General features: G+C 65.4%; 12 protein-coding genes. 7 read left to right on the plus strand and 5 right to left on the minus strand.

Features of this window, described 5'->3' with window-relative positions; genetic code table 11:
* Positions 1-15: 15 nt before the first annotated feature.
* On the minus strand, positions 16-2,346 hold the full coding sequence (locus GGD61_RS13320; RefSeq protein ID WP_244550690.1) for a TonB-dependent receptor: 2,331 nt from the start codon (positions 2,344-2,346) through the stop codon (positions 16-18).
* A 220-nt stretch (positions 2,347-2,566) separates the two neighbouring features.
* Positions 2,567-3,343, minus strand: a complete 777-nt coding sequence (locus tag GGD61_RS13325; protein WP_092258263.1) for a mechanosensitive ion channel family protein — start codon at positions 3,341-3,343, stop codon at positions 2,567-2,569.
* Positions 3,344-4,288: 945 nt separating this feature from the next.
* On the opposite strand from GGD61_RS13325, the gene GGD61_RS13330 reads away from it, so the two are divergent.
* The 6 genes from GGD61_RS13330 to GGD61_RS13355 are packed head-to-tail and all read left to right on the plus strand — an operon-like array spanning position 4,289 to position 9,432.
* The gene (locus tag GGD61_RS13330; RefSeq protein WP_092258266.1) at positions 4,289-4,996 is read left to right on the plus strand and encodes a c-type cytochrome; all 708 of its coding nucleotides are present in this window, start codon (positions 4,289-4,291) and stop codon (positions 4,994-4,996) included.
* Positions 4,997-5,004: 8 nt separating this feature from the next.
* On the plus strand, positions 5,005-6,261 hold the full coding sequence (locus GGD61_RS13335) for a cytochrome c (protein WP_092258269.1): 1,257 nt from the start codon (positions 5,005-5,007) through the stop codon (positions 6,259-6,261).
* 7 nt (positions 6,262-6,268) lie between these two features.
* Positions 6,269-6,445: a hypothetical protein gene (locus tag GGD61_RS13340; RefSeq protein WP_018320427.1), complete on the plus strand. Its 177-nt coding sequence runs from the start codon at positions 6,269-6,271 to the stop codon at positions 6,443-6,445.
* Positions 6,442-7,008, plus strand: coding sequence for a cytochrome C oxidase subunit II (locus GGD61_RS13345; RefSeq protein WP_092258272.1), 567 nt, complete (start codon positions 6,442-6,444; stop codon positions 7,006-7,008). The genes GGD61_RS13340 and GGD61_RS13345 overlap by 4 nt, the downstream gene beginning before the upstream one ends.
* Positions 6,995-8,617: a b(o/a)3-type cytochrome-c oxidase subunit 1 gene (locus tag GGD61_RS13350; protein WP_092258276.1), complete on the plus strand. Its 1,623-nt coding sequence runs from the start codon at positions 6,995-6,997 to the stop codon at positions 8,615-8,617. The genes GGD61_RS13345 and GGD61_RS13350 overlap by 14 nt, the downstream gene beginning before the upstream one ends.
* Entirely contained in the window at positions 8,617-9,432 is an 816-nt protein-coding gene (locus GGD61_RS13355; RefSeq protein WP_177237181.1) for a cytochrome c, read from the plus strand. The genes GGD61_RS13350 and GGD61_RS13355 overlap by 1 nt, the downstream gene beginning before the upstream one ends.
* 110 nt (positions 9,433-9,542) lie before the next feature.
* Here the strand turns inward: GGD61_RS13355 and GGD61_RS13360 are convergent, their stop codons facing one another.
* Positions 9,543-10,010, minus strand: coding sequence for a type II toxin-antitoxin system RatA family toxin (locus GGD61_RS13360; protein ID WP_092258282.1), 468 nt, complete (start codon positions 10,008-10,010; stop codon positions 9,543-9,545).
* A gap of 6 nt (positions 10,011-10,016) precedes the next feature.
* Positions 10,017-10,973, minus strand: a complete 957-nt coding sequence (gene lipA / locus GGD61_RS13365) for a lipoyl synthase (protein WP_092258286.1) — start codon at positions 10,971-10,973, stop codon at positions 10,017-10,019.
* Between the two features lie 130 nt (positions 10,974-11,103).
* On the opposite strand from lipA, the gene GGD61_RS13370 reads away from it, so the two are divergent.
* Positions 11,104-11,706, plus strand: a complete 603-nt coding sequence (locus GGD61_RS13370; protein WP_092258289.1) for a DNA-3-methyladenine glycosylase — start codon at positions 11,104-11,106, stop codon at positions 11,704-11,706.
* 110 nt (positions 11,707-11,816) lie between these two features.
* Here GGD61_RS13370 and GGD61_RS13375 read toward each other — a convergent pair whose 3' ends face one another.
* Positions 11,817-14,693 carry a valine--tRNA ligase gene (locus GGD61_RS13375; protein ID WP_092258293.1) on the minus strand — a complete coding sequence of 959 codons (2,877 nt, stop codon included), beginning with the start codon at positions 14,691-14,693 and terminating at the stop codon, positions 11,817-11,819.
* Between the last annotated feature and the right edge of the window lie 99 nt (positions 14,694-14,792).

Below are 14,792 nucleotides of genomic sequence, written 5' to 3' on the forward strand. Positions count from 1 at the left end.
GGAGTCTCCTTCAAGTTAGAACCGCGCCCGGATGCCGCCGTAATAGCCGCGTCCGTCGCCGGGGATGAACGCGGCCTGGTCCGGCCGCGCCTGATCGACGATCAGGGTCGATGCGGCATAGTTCGCGTCGAACAGATTGGTGACCTCGCCGAACACCGAGAAGCGCTCGCTGATCCGGTATTCGGTGCGCAGATCGGCGACCACGAACGGATCGGCAAACAGCGTGTTCATGTTGTCGACCGGCATGTGGCCGGGGCTCCAGCGCACCACGCCTTCGAGCTTCCAGGCGTCGGTCGCCTGATATTGCAGGACCGCGTTGACGAGATGCGGCGGCGCGCCGGCGAGCCGGTTGTTGCCGCGCAGCGGATCGTTGTCGAAGCGGAAGTCCTGGTAGGTGTAGGCGACGCGGCCGGTCAGCCGCTGCGCGATCCTGACGCCGAGGCCGAGCTCGACGCCGAGATGCGTGGTGCGGTCGGCATTGAACGCTGCCATCAACGCGCCGGTGGAGTCGCGCAGGCTGAGCAGCTCGTCGTCGACCCAGGAATAGTAGCTGACCGCGTCCCACGACAGGATGCCGGCGCGGCCGCGCCAGCCGCCCTCAACGGTAGTGGCGGTCTGGGCCTTCAGATTGGGCGTCGCGAACGCTGCTGCGACGAGCCCCGGATTGCCCGGCGTCGGCCGCCCCGGGCTGCTGTTCGGCGTCCCGTTGATCGTCGCGAGCAAATCGTCATGTGACGGCGGCTCGAAGCTGCGGCTGACCGCGGCAAAGACGGTCTGGCCGGGCACGGGCCGGAAGGTCACGCCGAGGCTGGGGCTCCACGCCGAATAGCTGCGCGCATAGATCGAGCTCTGCGTCGGCACTGCGCCGTTCGGCAGCAGCATGGTCGGATTTGCCGGATTGTAGGCAATCGTCGGCCGCGTCGCGCTCCGGTAGACGTCGTCATTGTCGCGCGTGGCGTAGCCATAGGCGATCGCCGGCGACACGGTGATCCGGTCCCAGATCGGTAGATTGAGGCCGCTATGCAGCGCCAGCGTCGTCGCATCGAGTCGGCTCTCGCCGAACTTGGCGCCGGTCTGCCCGGCCTGGTTGATGAAATTCTCCCGATCCGCCGATCCCACCGAATATTGCGCGGTCGTTTCCACGAGCGGCAACGCCGCCGCGCTGTCGGGCTTGTAGGCGTAGCGGAACACGCCGGTCGCATCGTCACCCCGCGTGGCGCGGACGCCTGAGGAGATCGGAAAGCGGAACATGTCGTCGGTGTGGGTATAGCCGAGCGCCACGTCGAACAGATGCGCATCGAACGTCGCGGTGGTTCGCGATCCCGCCACGAACTGCTCGGCCTCGCGGCGCGGCCTGTCGCGCACCACGTTGGGCCCCGGATTGATCGAGGTCGACGGCGGGATGAAGGTCGGCCCGGCAAACACCTGCCGCGGATTGGCCTGCATCGCGCTCTTGGTCAGCGGTCCCGCCACATCGAAGCCGAGATCGGTGTAGCCGATGAAGAAGCGCGTGCTGACATTCTCGGACAGCACGGCGCCGACATTGGCATCGAAACTGCTGCGCTCGGAGCTGTTGTAGTCGCGAAAGCCGTCACGACGGCTGAAATCGGCCTGCACCAGCGCGTCCACATTGTCTTTCCTGCCGCCGGTCTGCGCGCTGGCATTGATCTGCCCGAAGCTTCCGCTGCTGATTGCGGCCTGCGTTCCCGGCGAGGACGATCCCGTCGGCGACACGAAGTTCAGCGCGCCGCCGAGCACGGTGGCGCCGAGGCGGTTGGCCATGTAGCCGCGATAGACCTCGATGGCCTCAGCCTGCTGCGGATTGGCGAAGCCGACGATGTAGGAGCCGTCGGCGCGATTGATGGGCAAGCCGTTCTGCAGCACCAGCAGCCCGCGCTCGACCGGATTCTGCTGCAGGCCGGAGCCGCGGATCTGGATGCGCGGCTGGTCGTTGCCGCCGAAAAAATTCTGCACCACGACACCGGGAACACCGCTGAGGGCACGGGACACGGTCGGATTGCCGGTGGGCGAGAGATCCTCGTGCCGGACCAGCGCGACGCCGCCTGCGAGCGCTTCGAAGCGCTCCTGCACCGATGCAGCCGGGGCAGCATGCCCCGCAACCTCGTCGCCGGAATTGTCACCGCTGCGAGATTGCGGCTTGGCGGCGCCGCGCCGCGCCGCGACCCGCTCGCGAGATGCCGCCGGGGGCTTCGCCGCGCTCTTCGGCGCCTCCACCACGACAGGATCGAGCTGGACTGACGCGCCTGGCGCCGCCGATTGCGCCAGGCAAGCCTCCCCGGCGAGGGCCGGCAGCAGCAAGCCGGACGCTGTCCAGGACAACAGCACCGCATCCTTCGTTCTCCATGCGCGCCGCGAGCGCCCTCGCCCCAACGACGGATTCTTCATCTTGCTTCCCAAGTCCAGCCCCCACTCTCCACGCGGCGATGTGGTACGCCGTCGCGATCACGCGCGAACCTCGCCGCGCGCGGTCGGGATCTGGTTGCGCTGGAGCAAACAGCGCTCAGCTTGGAATTAGTTTCGTTCCAACTCGCTTCGGCTGAGGCGGCTATGCCGCCGCCAGCAGCGCGCTCGCATGATCGAGCACCCGCTGCCTGACCGCATCAGCATCCGACGGATTCACCCTTGCGCTGACCGTCAATTCCACGACGGGCGCCGCGGGATCTGCGGCGATCACCTTCGACACATTGACCGACGGTGCGCCGCCCTTGGCGATGCGGGGATCGTCGCGCAGCTGTTTCAGGATCTGGTCTGCCAGCGCGTTGGCCGATCCGGCCCTGACCGGAAACGCAACCTTGACCTCGCCCGTGCCGGGATAGGCGCTGCGGTTGATAATGGCCGCGCCCCACACCTGCCCGTTAGGCAACAGGATCTGCGTGTTGTCGGGCGCGACCAGCTCGGTCATGAACAGCGACAGCGACTTTACCTTGCCCGCCTTGCCGGCGACCTCGACGTCGTTACCGATGTGAAACGGCCGGAACAACAGCAGCATCACGCCGGCGGCGAGATTGGAGAGCGTGCCCTGAAGTGCCAGACCAATGGCGAGCGATGTCGCGCCCAGCACGGCAACGAGGCTCGCGGTCTGAATGCCGAACAGCTGAAGCACGGCGATGCCGACCACCGCCAGCACGCCGTAACGTGCGAGGCTGCCCACGAACAAAGTCACGAGCGGGTCGACGCGGTGCGTGACGCTCAACAGGCGCGTGACGAACCGCTGCATGGCGCCCGACAGGTACCAGCCGATCGCGAGCAGCAGGATCGCGTAAATCGCGTTCAAGCCATACAGGACGAGCGAGGCTTTCAACGTGTCGAAATTGATGGTCATGGCGGCTCCAACCCGGACAATCCGTTGCAAACTCACTGCGGCACGAATTGATCCCGAAGGGAACACCGTCCCGTAGGGCGGATTAGCGAAGCGTAATCCGCCGCGTCTCTCGTCGCGGTACCAGAATGGCGGATTACGCCTTCGGCTAATCCGCCCTACGGCGTACAATGTCTTGCGTTGCCCGACGGGCAAAACACGCTAGCCGTAGGGCAAGGCGCGTGGGCGAAAATATTCGCCTTTACAGAATTTCGGCTTTGTCGCATTGTCTCGCCACCTCACCCCGGTCAGAGGGGCGTATCGCGATCGTCACGAAACGTGGGGTGAGCTGCGGTGGACGTTCGTCACATCGGCGCGAGAGGCATTGCAGGGCGGGCAACCGTGAGCAACAGCCTATCGCGCACACGACCGGTGTGATTTGCGTACGGCAAAACCGTGTCGTCCTGACGCCCGGGGTCTGTGCGTCAAGTCTTGTGGTGATGTGTGGTGCCCGACCGGGTGCGCACGTCAGTCATCTGCAAGGCGACGGGGGCAATAGTGCATCGCTCCCCGGGGAGAGCTCGGCATAAGCCGTCAAACCACTGCGCAGGGAAGGCCGGGTTGTCCTGGCTACACCTGTATGCCGCTGTGCAGCTTCTTGTCACGCAGGATTCGCACAGTGGACCGCGGGTGCCAGCCGGCACCCGGCCTTCCCTGCGCCCTCTGACATCTGAGGGCGACATGACCAATGCAGGACTCGGGCAGGAACTGTCGCGAGACCGCAGCGTTATGCTCAGTTTTCGAAAAATGCACGCAAGTTTGTCCAATTCGATCGGAATCGCGGATGCAGACGGCGCGACCAAACGTCATCACGCGTCTCCGATCTTGCGCGAGAAAATATTGGCGCAATAATGCCGCTCTACGTTGTGAGCCGGAATCAACCGGACCAGCATTTGGAGGGCGACGAAATTGTTCGCTCGCGCCGCGGCTTCAGTCGCCGTAACCATCACCTTGGCCACCATTGATGGTGCGGCCGCACAAACGGCCAACCAGCCTCCAGACACGATGGCGGCGCGGGTCGAGGCTTGCACGCCCTGTCACGGCAACAAGGGCGAAGGCACCAGCGACGTCTATTTCCCGCGGCTTGCCGGCAAGCCCGCCGGCTATCTCTACAATCAGCTGCTCGCCTTCCGCAGCGGCCGCCGCAAATATCCGCCCATGAACTATCTGCTGGAGTTTCTGCCCGATCCGTATCTGGAGGCAATGGCGGAATATTTCGCCGGCGAACATCCGCCGCTACCGCAGCCGGCGCCGAGCGAGGTCAGCAAGGACGTGCTGGCGCAGGGCGAGCTGCTCGCCACCAGCGGCGATGCCAGCCGCAACATTCCGGCCTGCGTGAGCTGCCATGGCCCGGGACTCGCAGGCATGCAACCCGGCATCCCCGGCCTGCTTGGCCTGCGCGCCAATTACATCAGCGCCCAGCTCGGCGCCTGGCGCTACGGCACCCGCACGGCGAAATCGCCAGACTGCATGCAGCAAGTCGCAGGCCATCTGACCGAGGCGGACGTCACCGCGGTCGCGGCCTGGCTCGCGACACGAGCGGCGCCCACGAACCCGGCCCCCGTGCCGAAAGGCACCTACGCGCTGCCTTTCGGCTGCGGCAGCCAGCCCAACTGACGAGGCGGATGATGGGCTCGAAACTGTCGACCGCACTGTTATCGATCCAGCTCCTTGCCCTCGCCGCGCTCGCCACGGCCGCGCAGGCGCAGGACAAGAGCAGCGACATCATCGCCCGCGGTGAATATCTCGCCCGTGCCGGCGATTGCACGGCGTGCCACACCGCGCCGGAAGGCCGCCTGTTCGCCGGCGGCCGCGCCATGCCGACGCCGTTCGGCACGCTCTACACCTCCAACATCACGCCGGACCCGGATACCGGGATCGGCAAATGGAGCGCCGACGACTTCTACAAGACCATGCACAGCGGCCGTTTCCCGGACGGCGGGTTGATCTATCCTGCCATGCCGTTCGCGTCCTACACCAAGGTGACGCGCGCCGACAGCGACGCGATCTTCGCGTATTTGCGCTCGATCGCGCCGGTGAGCCAGAAGAACAAGCCGCACGAATTGCGCTTTCCCTACGACAACCGGCAGCTCATCCTGGGATGGCGCACGCTGTTCTTCAGCGAAGGGGAGTTCAAGCCCGATCCGAAGAAATCGGCGGAATGGAATCGCGGCGCCTATCTCGTCGAAGGCCTCGGCCATTGCGGCATGTGCCATTCGCCGATCAATGCGCTCGGCGGCACCTCGCAATCGGATGCCTTCAAGGGCGGCCTGATCCCGATGCAGAACTGGTACGCGCCCTCGCTGACGTCCAATCGCGAGGCCGGCCTCGGCGACTGGAGCATCAAGGACATCACCGACCTGCTCCAGACCGGCGTCTCCATGCGCGGCGTGGTCTACGGCCCGATGGCCGAGGTCGTGCACAACAGCCTGCAATATCTCAATGACGAGGACACCCGCGCGATGGCGGTGTACCTCAAGGGCATTGCGGAGCCCTCGCCTCCGCCGCCGGCAAGCTCGACGCTGCCGACCACCGAAAGCAGCCTGCTGATCAGCCTCGGCAAGACCGTCTACGACAAGCAATGCGCGAGCTGTCACGGCACGCAGGGCGAAGGCAAGCCGCCGCACTGGCCGCCGCTCGCCAACAACCAGTCGATCGAGATGCAGTCCGCGGTCAACCCAATCCGCATGGTGCTCAATGGCGGCTATCCGCCAGGCACCAAGGGCAACCCGATGCCCTACGGCATGCCGCCGTTCGCGGGCCTGTTGTCCGACAACGAGATCGCCGCCGTCGTCTCCTACATCCGCACCGCCTGGGGCAATCGCGGCACGCCGGTCTCGGCGCGCGAGGCCAACGAGCTGCGCTCCGCACCGCTGAACTGAGAATCACATGATCAACTCCGACCCGCCGACCAGCCCCGCGAGCGCCGACCAGGCCGTCGAGGAGGTCGTCGCGCAAGGCCCGTCCGGCGCGATCGTACTCGCCGGCATCGCCACCGCCTGCGTGGTCGCGATGTGGCTCGCCTTCTATCTGTTCGTCTTCCTGCCCCGCGGATCGCTGCAATGAGCGCAGAGGAAACTCATCACAACAGCGCCGAGGTCGCCGCCCGCGTCGAGCGGCGCTGGGCCACCATCGCCGTGATCATCATCGTGATGATGGCGCTGCTGGCGGCATTCGCCGGCATCCATCGCGCGACCATGCCGCAGCCGCGCGTCGAGATCACCGATCCCTCGCGCCTGCATCTGTCCGGCGAATTCGTCGAGAGCAATCTCGGCAGCGTGCTGGAGGCCAACGGCAATGTCACCGTGCGCGCAATCGGCCAGCAATATTCCTTCACGCCAGCCTGCATCGTGGTGCCCGCGGATACGCCGATCACGCTGCGGGCCACCAGCGCCGACGTCGTCCACGGCATCCTGATCCAGGGCACCAACGTCAACACCATGCTGGTGCCGGGCTACATCTCCGAGCAGCTGATGCGCTTCGCGAAGACCGGCGACTATCTGATGCCCTGCCAGGAGTTCTGCAGCTTTGGCCATGAGGGCATGTGGGGCAAGGTCAAGGTGATCGACAAGACCGAATTCGCCGATCGCGCGAAGGGTGGCGGGAGGCTGAGCTGTGTTGGTCAATAGGAAGCTCATCCTCGCCCATTTCTGGCTGGCCTTCGCCGTATTCGGCATCGCGCTCACGCTCGGCGCCTGGCAGATGTTCATCCGCAGCCCGATCGGCACCTGGCTCTCCAACCCCGAGCTCTATTACCGCTCGCTGACCGCCCACGGCACGGTGATGGGCTACGTCTTCCCGACCCTGGTGGCGATGGCCTTCGGCTACGCCATCAGCGAGTCCGCGCTGCAGCAGCGCCTGGTCGGTGTGCGCTGGGCCTGGGCCGGATTCTGGTTGATCGTCGCCGGCAGCGTCATGGCGGTGATCCCGATCGCGCTCGGCCGCGCCTCGGTGCTCTACACCTTCTATCCGCCGCTGATCGGCAACGTCTTCTATTATCTCGGCGTCGTCCTGGTCGTGGTCGGCTCCTGGATCTGGGTCGCGCTGATGTCGGTCAATCTGCGCGTCTGGCGCAAGGCCAATCCCGGCGCGCCAGTGCCGCTCGCCATGTTCGCCAATGTCGCGGGCTCCTACCTCTGGGCCTGGACCGCGGTCGGAGCCGCGCTCGAGCTGCTGCTGCAGATCATTCCGGTTGCGGCAGGCCTCAAGGCCACCATCGATGCCGGCCTCGCCCGCGTCTTCTTCTCCTGGACGCTGCACGCCATCGTCTATTTCTGGCTGATGCCGACCTACATCGCCTATTACACCATCGTGCCGCGCGCGATCGGCGGCCGCGTCTATTCCGACTCGATGGCGCGGATCTCCTTCATCCTGTTCCTGGTGGTGGCGATGCCGATCGGCATGCACCACACCTTTGGCGATCCACAAGTCGGCGCCGGCTTCAAGTTCATCCATTCAGCCTTCACCGCACTGGTCGCGCTGCCGACGCTGCTGACCGTGTTCACGATCTGCGCCTCGGTCGAGATCGCGGCGCGGCTGCGCGGCGGCCGCGGCATGTTCGGCTGGATCGGGGCCCTGCCCTGGGACAACCCGATGATGCTGGCGCTGGCGTTCTCCTTCGTCATGCTCGGCTTCGGCGGCGCCGGCGGCCTCATCAACATGAGCTATCAGCTCGATGCCTCGATCCACAACACGCAGTGGATCACCGGCCATTTCCACCTGATCTTCGGCGGCGCCATCGTCATCATGTATTTTGCGATTGCCTATGATCTGTGGCCGCATCTGACCGGCCGGGAGCTGATCGATCTTCGTCTGATGCGCACCCAGCTCTGGCTGTGGTTCATCGGCATGATCGTGACGACCTTCCCGTGGCACTGGGTCGGCATTTTGGGCATGCCGCGCCGCATGGCCTATTTCGATTTCGGCGATCCCGCGATCGCGCCGCAGGCGCTCTCCGTCACCCTCTCGGCGATCGGCGGCTTCATCCTGCTGGCCTCGGGCATCATGTTCATCGTCATCCTCGCGCGCGGCATGCGCGCGCCGCAGGCCGACGCCGGGCCCTATCGCTTCGCGCTGGCCGTGCACCAGCCGACAACCGTGCCGGTCGCGCTCAACACCCACGCGCTGTGGGTGGCGCTGATGATCGGCCTCACGCTGACGAATTACGGCTATCCGATCCTGAATCTGGCGCTGAGTTCGGGCACCTCGGTGCCGGCCGTCTATGTGGGGGCGCAGTGATGAGCACGCGCGACCTCTTCACCTTCCGCAACAGCCATTTCAGGACTGGCGTCGGCATCACCGCCGCGATCTTCGTCGTCACCGCGATTGCCGGCTTCATCGTGCTGCCGTTCGCGCAGCCCTGGGTTCAGTTCGCCAATATCTGGGACGCGATCTGCAGTGCCGCCGGCGTACCGCAGCGTGCGGCCGGCGTCACGGCGCCCGAACAGGCAAAACGCCTGTCCGGGGTCGTGCTGACCTCGAACACGTTGTCACGTCCGAGCCAGGAGGCGATCGGCCGCGGCGCGACGCTGGCGCAGCGCTGCGCGATCTGTCACGGCCCGACCGGCGTCAGCCGCGCGGACTCACCCAATCTCGCCGGCCAGTATGCGGCCGTGATCTACAAGGAGCTGCACGATTTCCGCTCGGGTGCGCGCACCAATGCCGTGATGTCGCCGTTTGCGGTCAACCTGACAGACCAGGAGATCGCCGATCTCTCGAACTATTACGCCTATCTGCCGCGGCTTCCGGCCTATCACCCTACGCCACAACTGCCGAAACCCAACATCGTCATCTACGGCGCGCCGATGCGCGGGATCGCGCCCTGCGGCTCCTGCCATGGCAGCCTCGACAACAAGACCGGCAGCCCGTGGCTGGAGGGACAGTCCGAGGCCTACATGAAGGCCCAGCTCCACGCCTTCGCCTCCGGTGAACGGCGCAACGACATCAGCCAGCAGATGCGCAACATCGCCCGCGCAATGACGCCGCAGGAGATCGAGCAGGCCGCGGCGTATTACGCCTCGCAGCCGCCTGATGTGGTGAAGGCGGTGGATTGAAGTCGATTCTCGTAGCCCGGATGGAGCGAAGCGCAATCCGGGACGGTGCTTCGACGCGCGAACTGCCCCGGATTACGCTTCGCTCCATCCGGGCTACAGGCGATCGACACCTACGACGGCGCCAGCTTCCGCCCGTAGATCGCATCGGCCCGTTTCTCGAACGCGGTCGAGAAGCGCGCGAAGGCGGCGTCGAACATCGAGCCCATCAGCAGCGCCAGCATGCGGCTCTTGAATTCGTAGGACAGGAAGAACCCGACGTCGCAGACGCCCTCGCCTTTGGGCTCGAACGTCCAGCGATTTTCCAGGTTGCTGAAAGGACCTTGCAGATATTCGACCAGGATCTTCAGATTGGCGCGGTCGAGGCTCACGCGGCTGGTGAAGGATTCCTTGACCAGCTTGAACGACACCGTCATGTCGGCGACCAGCACCTCGGTGCCATCAGGCTTGGCCATGCGCTGGCGCACCTTCAGTGCGCTGCAGAGCGGCACGAATTCCGGGTAGCGCTCGACGTCGGCGACCAGATCGAACATCTCGGTGGCGCTGTGATTGACACGGCGCTTGCTCGAAAATTTGGGCATGGCGGTTCAGCGGGCCGTCGCGGCCCGCGCGGCCTTCAGTCTCGCAAAGTCCTCGCCGGCATGATGCGACGAGCGGGTGAGCGGGCTCGCCGACACCATCAGGAAGCCCTTGGTGTAGGCGACCTTCTCGTAAGAGGCGAACTCGTCCGGCGGCACGTAGCGCATCACCGCGTGGTGCTTGCGGGTCGGCTGTAAATACTGGCCGATGGTCAGGAAATCGACCTCGGCCGAGCGAAGGTCGTCCATCACCTGCTGCACCTCGTGGCGCTCCTCGCCGAGGCCGACCATGATGCCGGACTTGGTGAAGATGGTGGGATCGAGCTCCTTGACCCGCTGCAACAGCCGGATCGAATGGAAGTAGCGCGCGCCCGGCCGCACCGTGAGATAGCGCGACGGCACGGTCTCGAGATTGTGGTTGAAGACGTCGGGCTTGGCGGCAACCACCACCTCGAGCGCCCCCTCCTTGCGCAGGAAGTCCGGCGTCAGGATCTCGATCGTGGTCGTGGGGCACGCGGCGCGGATCGCGCGGATGGTCTGGGCGAAGTGCTCGGCGCCGCCGTCAGCGAGATCGTCGCGATCCACGGAGGTGATGACGACATGGGCAAGGCCGAGCTTTGCGGTCGCCTCGGCGACATTCTCAGGCTCGGCCGCATCCAGCGCATTCGGCAGGCCGGTCTTGACGTTGCAGAACGCGCAGGCTCGGGTGCAGGTGTCACCCATGATCATGAAGGTGGCGTGCTTTTTGTCCCAGCACTCGCCGATGTTCGGGCAGCCGGCCTCCTCGCACACCGTGTGCAGGCCGTTGGACCGCACGATGTTGCGGGTGTCGGCGTAGCCACGGGTGTTGGGCGCGCGCACGCGGATCCAGTCCGGCTTCGGCGGCGAAGCGGAGTCAGGACGATTCACCTTTTCGGGGTGGCGCGGGCGCAGCGGGTTCGTGATGGTATCGACAATAACGACCATGGGATGTCCGGTCTGTTCAGGTCCTACCTAGTCGGTCTCGCCCCGCATCGCAACCCGGCTCGCGCCGCTTCAGGGAACATGGCAGATATGGGCAATATCCTGCTCTGTTCTCAGGCGATTCTCACCTCGAATGGCTCCAGTATTGAAGACTTCCACCCCGCGGCTCGGCAAGCTGCTCAAGCGCGGCTTTTTCGACCGTGACGTCCGCGAGGTCGCCCGGGACCTGATTGGCGCGACCATGCTGGTCGACGGCGTCGGCGGCGTCATCGTCGAGGTCGAGGCCTATCATCATACCGAGCCGGCGGCTCACTCCTACAACGGGCCGACGCCGCGGAACCAGATGATGTTCGGCCCGCCGGGCTTTGCCTATGTCTATCGCTCCTACGGCATCCACTGGTGCGTGAACTTCGTCTGCGAGGAGGAAGGCTCGGCGAGCGCCGTGCTGATCCGCGCGCTGGAGCCGACGCACGGGATCGCCGCGATGCGCCGCCGCCGTCATCTCCAGGATGTGCACGCGCTGTGCTCGGGCCCCGGCAAGCTGACCGAGGCGCTCGGCATCACCATTGCGCACAACACGCTGCCGCTGGACCGGCCGCCGATCGCGCTGCATGCGCGGACGGACGATGTCGAGGTGGTGACCGGCATCCGGATCGGCATCACCAAGGCCGTCGAGCTGCCCTGGCGCTATGGCGTCAGGGGCTCGAAGTTTCTGAGCAAGCCGTTCCCGAAGTAGTCGTCGTTCCGGGGCGCGGCGAAGACGCGAACTACGGTGCGCAATTGCGGACCGGAGAACCTCGAGATTCCGGATTCGATGCTGCGCATCGCTCCGGAATGACGATGAAGTCACGAGGCCTGCTTCAGCCGCTCCAGCGCCTCGAGCAGCTTGGCCTTGCGCGCCAGCGCGGCCTCGCGCTTTTCGCGCTCCTCCTCGACGACCTCCTCGGCCGCGTTGGCGACGAACTTTTCGTTCGCGAGCTTGGACTCGGCGCGTTTGATATCGGCGTCGGCCTTGCCGATCTCCTTGTCGAGACGCGTGCGCTCGGCAGCGACGTCGATCACGCCCTTCAGCGGCAGCGCGGCCACTTCGCCACGGATGAGGAGCTGAACCGCGCCATCAGGCGCGCGGTCAGCGAAGGAGATGTCCGACAGCCGCGCCATACGCTTGATGACGTCGGTCCAGCGCGGCGCCCGCTCCCGGGTTTCGGCGGAAGCCCCGACCAGCACCAGTGCCGTCAGCGTTGCCGGCGGAATGTTCATCTCGGCACGCACCGAACGGATCTGCGTGATTAGATCGATGACCCAGCCGATCTCGGCCTCGGCCTTGGGATCGGTGAAGTCGGCGTGGTCGAAGATCGGCAGCACCCAGGCCGGCGAGACGAGTGGATCGGTCGTCCCCGTCGTGGCGGCGAGCATCGCCAGCTGCTCCGGCGTCGGCTCAGCCGGCTTCAGCGGCCATGGCGCCAATGCGAGCAGACCGTCGCGCTTGGCCGTCACTTCCCACAGCTCCTCGGTGATGAAGGGCATGAAGGGGTGCAGCAGCTTCAGGATCTCATCGCGCGCCCAGGCGACCATGGCGCGGGTTTCGTCCTTGGCCGGGCTGTCCGGGCCGAGCAGCACGGGTTTTGCGAGTTCGACATACCAGTCGCAATAGACGTTCCAGACGAAGCGGTAGATGCTCCCAGCCGCATCGTTGAAGCGATAGGCTTCGATGGCCTCGGTCACCTCGCGCGTGGTGTGCGCGCTCTCATGCGCGATCCAGCGGTTCAGCGTCTCCTTGGCCTTCGCCGGCTCGAAACCCTCGGGCACCGCGCAATGGTTCATCTCGGCGAAGCGGGACGCATTCCAGAGCTTGGTCGCGAAATTGCGGTAGCCCTCGACGCGGCTGGTGGCGAGCTTGATGTCGCGGCCCTGCGCGGCCATCGCAGCCAGCGTGAAGCGCAGCGCGTCCGCGCCGTATTCGTCGATCAGGTTGAGCGGATCGATGACATTGCCCTTCGACTTCGACATCTTGGCGCCCTTCTCGTCGCGGACGAGGGCGTGGATGTAGATCGTCGAGAACGGCACCTCCTTCATGAAGTGCATGCCCATCATCATCATGCGGGCGACCCAGAAGAAGATGATGTCGAAGCCGGTCACCAGCGCATTGGTCGGGTAATAGCGCTGCACCTCGGGGGCATCCTCGGGCCAGCCGAGCGTCGAGAACGGCCACAGCGCCGAGGAGAACCAGGTGTCGAGCACGTCCTCGTCGCGGGTGATGAAGCCTTCGCGCTTGATGCGGTCGAGCGCCATCTCGCGGCCCTGCTCGGCCGTGATGACCTCCTGCTCGACGTAATAGCCGAGCGCGTGGCTGACGGCCTCCTCCTCGGTCTCGGCGACGAACACCTTGCCATCGGGGCCGTACCAGGCCGGGATCTGATGGCCCCACCAAAGCTGGCGCGAGATGCACCAGGGCTGGATGTTATCCATCCACTCGAAATAGGTCTTTTCCCAGTTTTTCGGCACGAACGACGTCTCGCCCGACCGCACCGCCGCGATCGCGGGCTTTGCCAGCGTCTTGGCGTCGACATACCACTGGTCGGTGAGGTACGGCTCGATCACGCTGTTGGAGCGATCGCCGTGCGGCACCATGTGGGTGTGCGGCTCGATCCGCTCGACGAAGCCGAACGATTCAAGCCGCTCGACGATGCGCTTGCGCGCAGCGAAGCGGTCGACCTTGTGGAATTCCTCGGCGAATTGCGAGGCGCCTTCCGGCAGGTCGCGCAGATAGTCCTCGTTGTCGACGAGATCGAGGCAACCTTCCCTGTCGATCACGCTGATGCGGCGCAGGCCGTGGCGATTGCCGACCTCGAAATCGTTGAAGTCGTGCGCCGGTGTCACCTTGACCGCGCCAGAGCCCTTCTCGGGATCGGAATAATCGTCGGCGACGATCGCGATCTTGCGGCCGACCAGCGGCAGGATCACGTTTTTGCCGACCAGCTTCTGATAGCGCTCGTCCTCGGGATGCACGGCAACGCCGGTATCGCCGAGCATGGTCTCGGGGCGCGTGGTGGCGACGACGATGAAGCTCGAGGGATCCTCAGGATTGAACGTCTTGCCCTCGATCGGATAGCGCAGATACCAGAGGTGGCCCTTCACCTCGGTCTGCTGCACCTCGAGATCGGAGATCGCGGTCAGCAACTTGGTGTCCCAGTTCACCAGCCGCTTGTCCTTGTAGATCAGGCCGTCGCGATGCAGCTCGACGAACACCTTGATGACGGCCTTCGACAGGCCCTCGTCCATGGTGAAGCGTTCGCGCGACCAGTCGCAGGAGGCGCCGAGCCGCTTGAGCTGGTTGATGATGGTGTCGCCGCTCTCGGCCTTCCACTGCCAGACCCGCTCCAGAAACTTCTCGCGGCCCATCTCGCGGCGGCCGGGCTGCTGGCGCTCCATCAGCTGCCGCTCGACCACCATCTGGGTGGCGATGCCGGCATGGTCTGTGCCGGGCTGCCACAGCACGTCGCGGCCGCGCATCCGCTCAAACCGGCACAGGATGTCCTGCAGCGTGTTGTTGAGGGCGTGGCCCATGTGCAGCGAGCCCGTCACGTTCGGCGGCGGGATCACGATGGTAAAGGGAACGGCGTCGCGGCGGTCGGGGCGGCCGGCCTTGAAGGCAAGGCTGTCCTCCCACACGACGGACATGCGGGCTTCGATATCGGCGGGCTGGTAATTTTTCTCGATCATGGGGCTGTTAGAAAGCCGCGTGTGCGGGTCAAGTCAACGGGAAGCTCAGCGGCAAAGGGCTTTCCTGCCCGGTCCGCAGACCGAATATGCCGCAGGAGC

This window comes from Bradyrhizobium sp. SBR1B (assembly GCF_014198205.1).
Classification (GTDB): domain Bacteria; phylum Pseudomonadota; class Alphaproteobacteria; order Rhizobiales; family Xanthobacteraceae; genus Bradyrhizobium.

Excerpts from the sequence above, each read along its gene's own strand:
- GGD61_RS13340 (WP_018320427.1), top strand. The coding sequence starts at position 6,269 with ATGATCAACTCCGACCCGCCGACCAGCCCCGCGAGCGCCGACCAGGCC.
- GGD61_RS13345 (WP_092258272.1), top strand. The coding sequence starts at position 6,442 with ATGAGCGCAGAGGAAACTCATCACAACAGCGCCGAGGTCGCCGCCCGC.
- GGD61_RS13360 (WP_092258282.1), bottom strand. The coding sequence starts at position 10,010 with ATGCCCAAATTTTCGAGCAAGCGCCGTGTCAATCACAGCGCCACCGAG.
- lipA (WP_092258286.1), bottom strand. The coding sequence starts at position 10,973 with ATGGTCGTTATTGTCGATACCATCACGAACCCGCTGCGCCCGCGCCAC.
- GGD61_RS13370 (WP_092258289.1), top strand. The coding sequence starts at position 11,104 with ATGGCTCCAGTATTGAAGACTTCCACCCCGCGGCTCGGCAAGCTGCTC.
- GGD61_RS13355 (WP_177237181.1), top strand. The coding sequence starts at position 8,617 with ATGAGCACGCGCGACCTCTTCACCTTCCGCAACAGCCATTTCAGGACT.
- GGD61_RS13375 (WP_092258293.1), bottom strand. The coding sequence starts at position 14,693 with ATGATCGAGAAAAATTACCAGCCCGCCGATATCGAAGCCCGCATGTCC.
- GGD61_RS13325 (WP_092258263.1), bottom strand. The coding sequence starts at position 3,343 with ATGACCATCAATTTCGACACGTTGAAAGCCTCGCTCGTCCTGTATGGC.
- GGD61_RS13335 (WP_092258269.1), top strand. The coding sequence starts at position 5,005 with ATGATGGGCTCGAAACTGTCGACCGCACTGTTATCGATCCAGCTCCTT.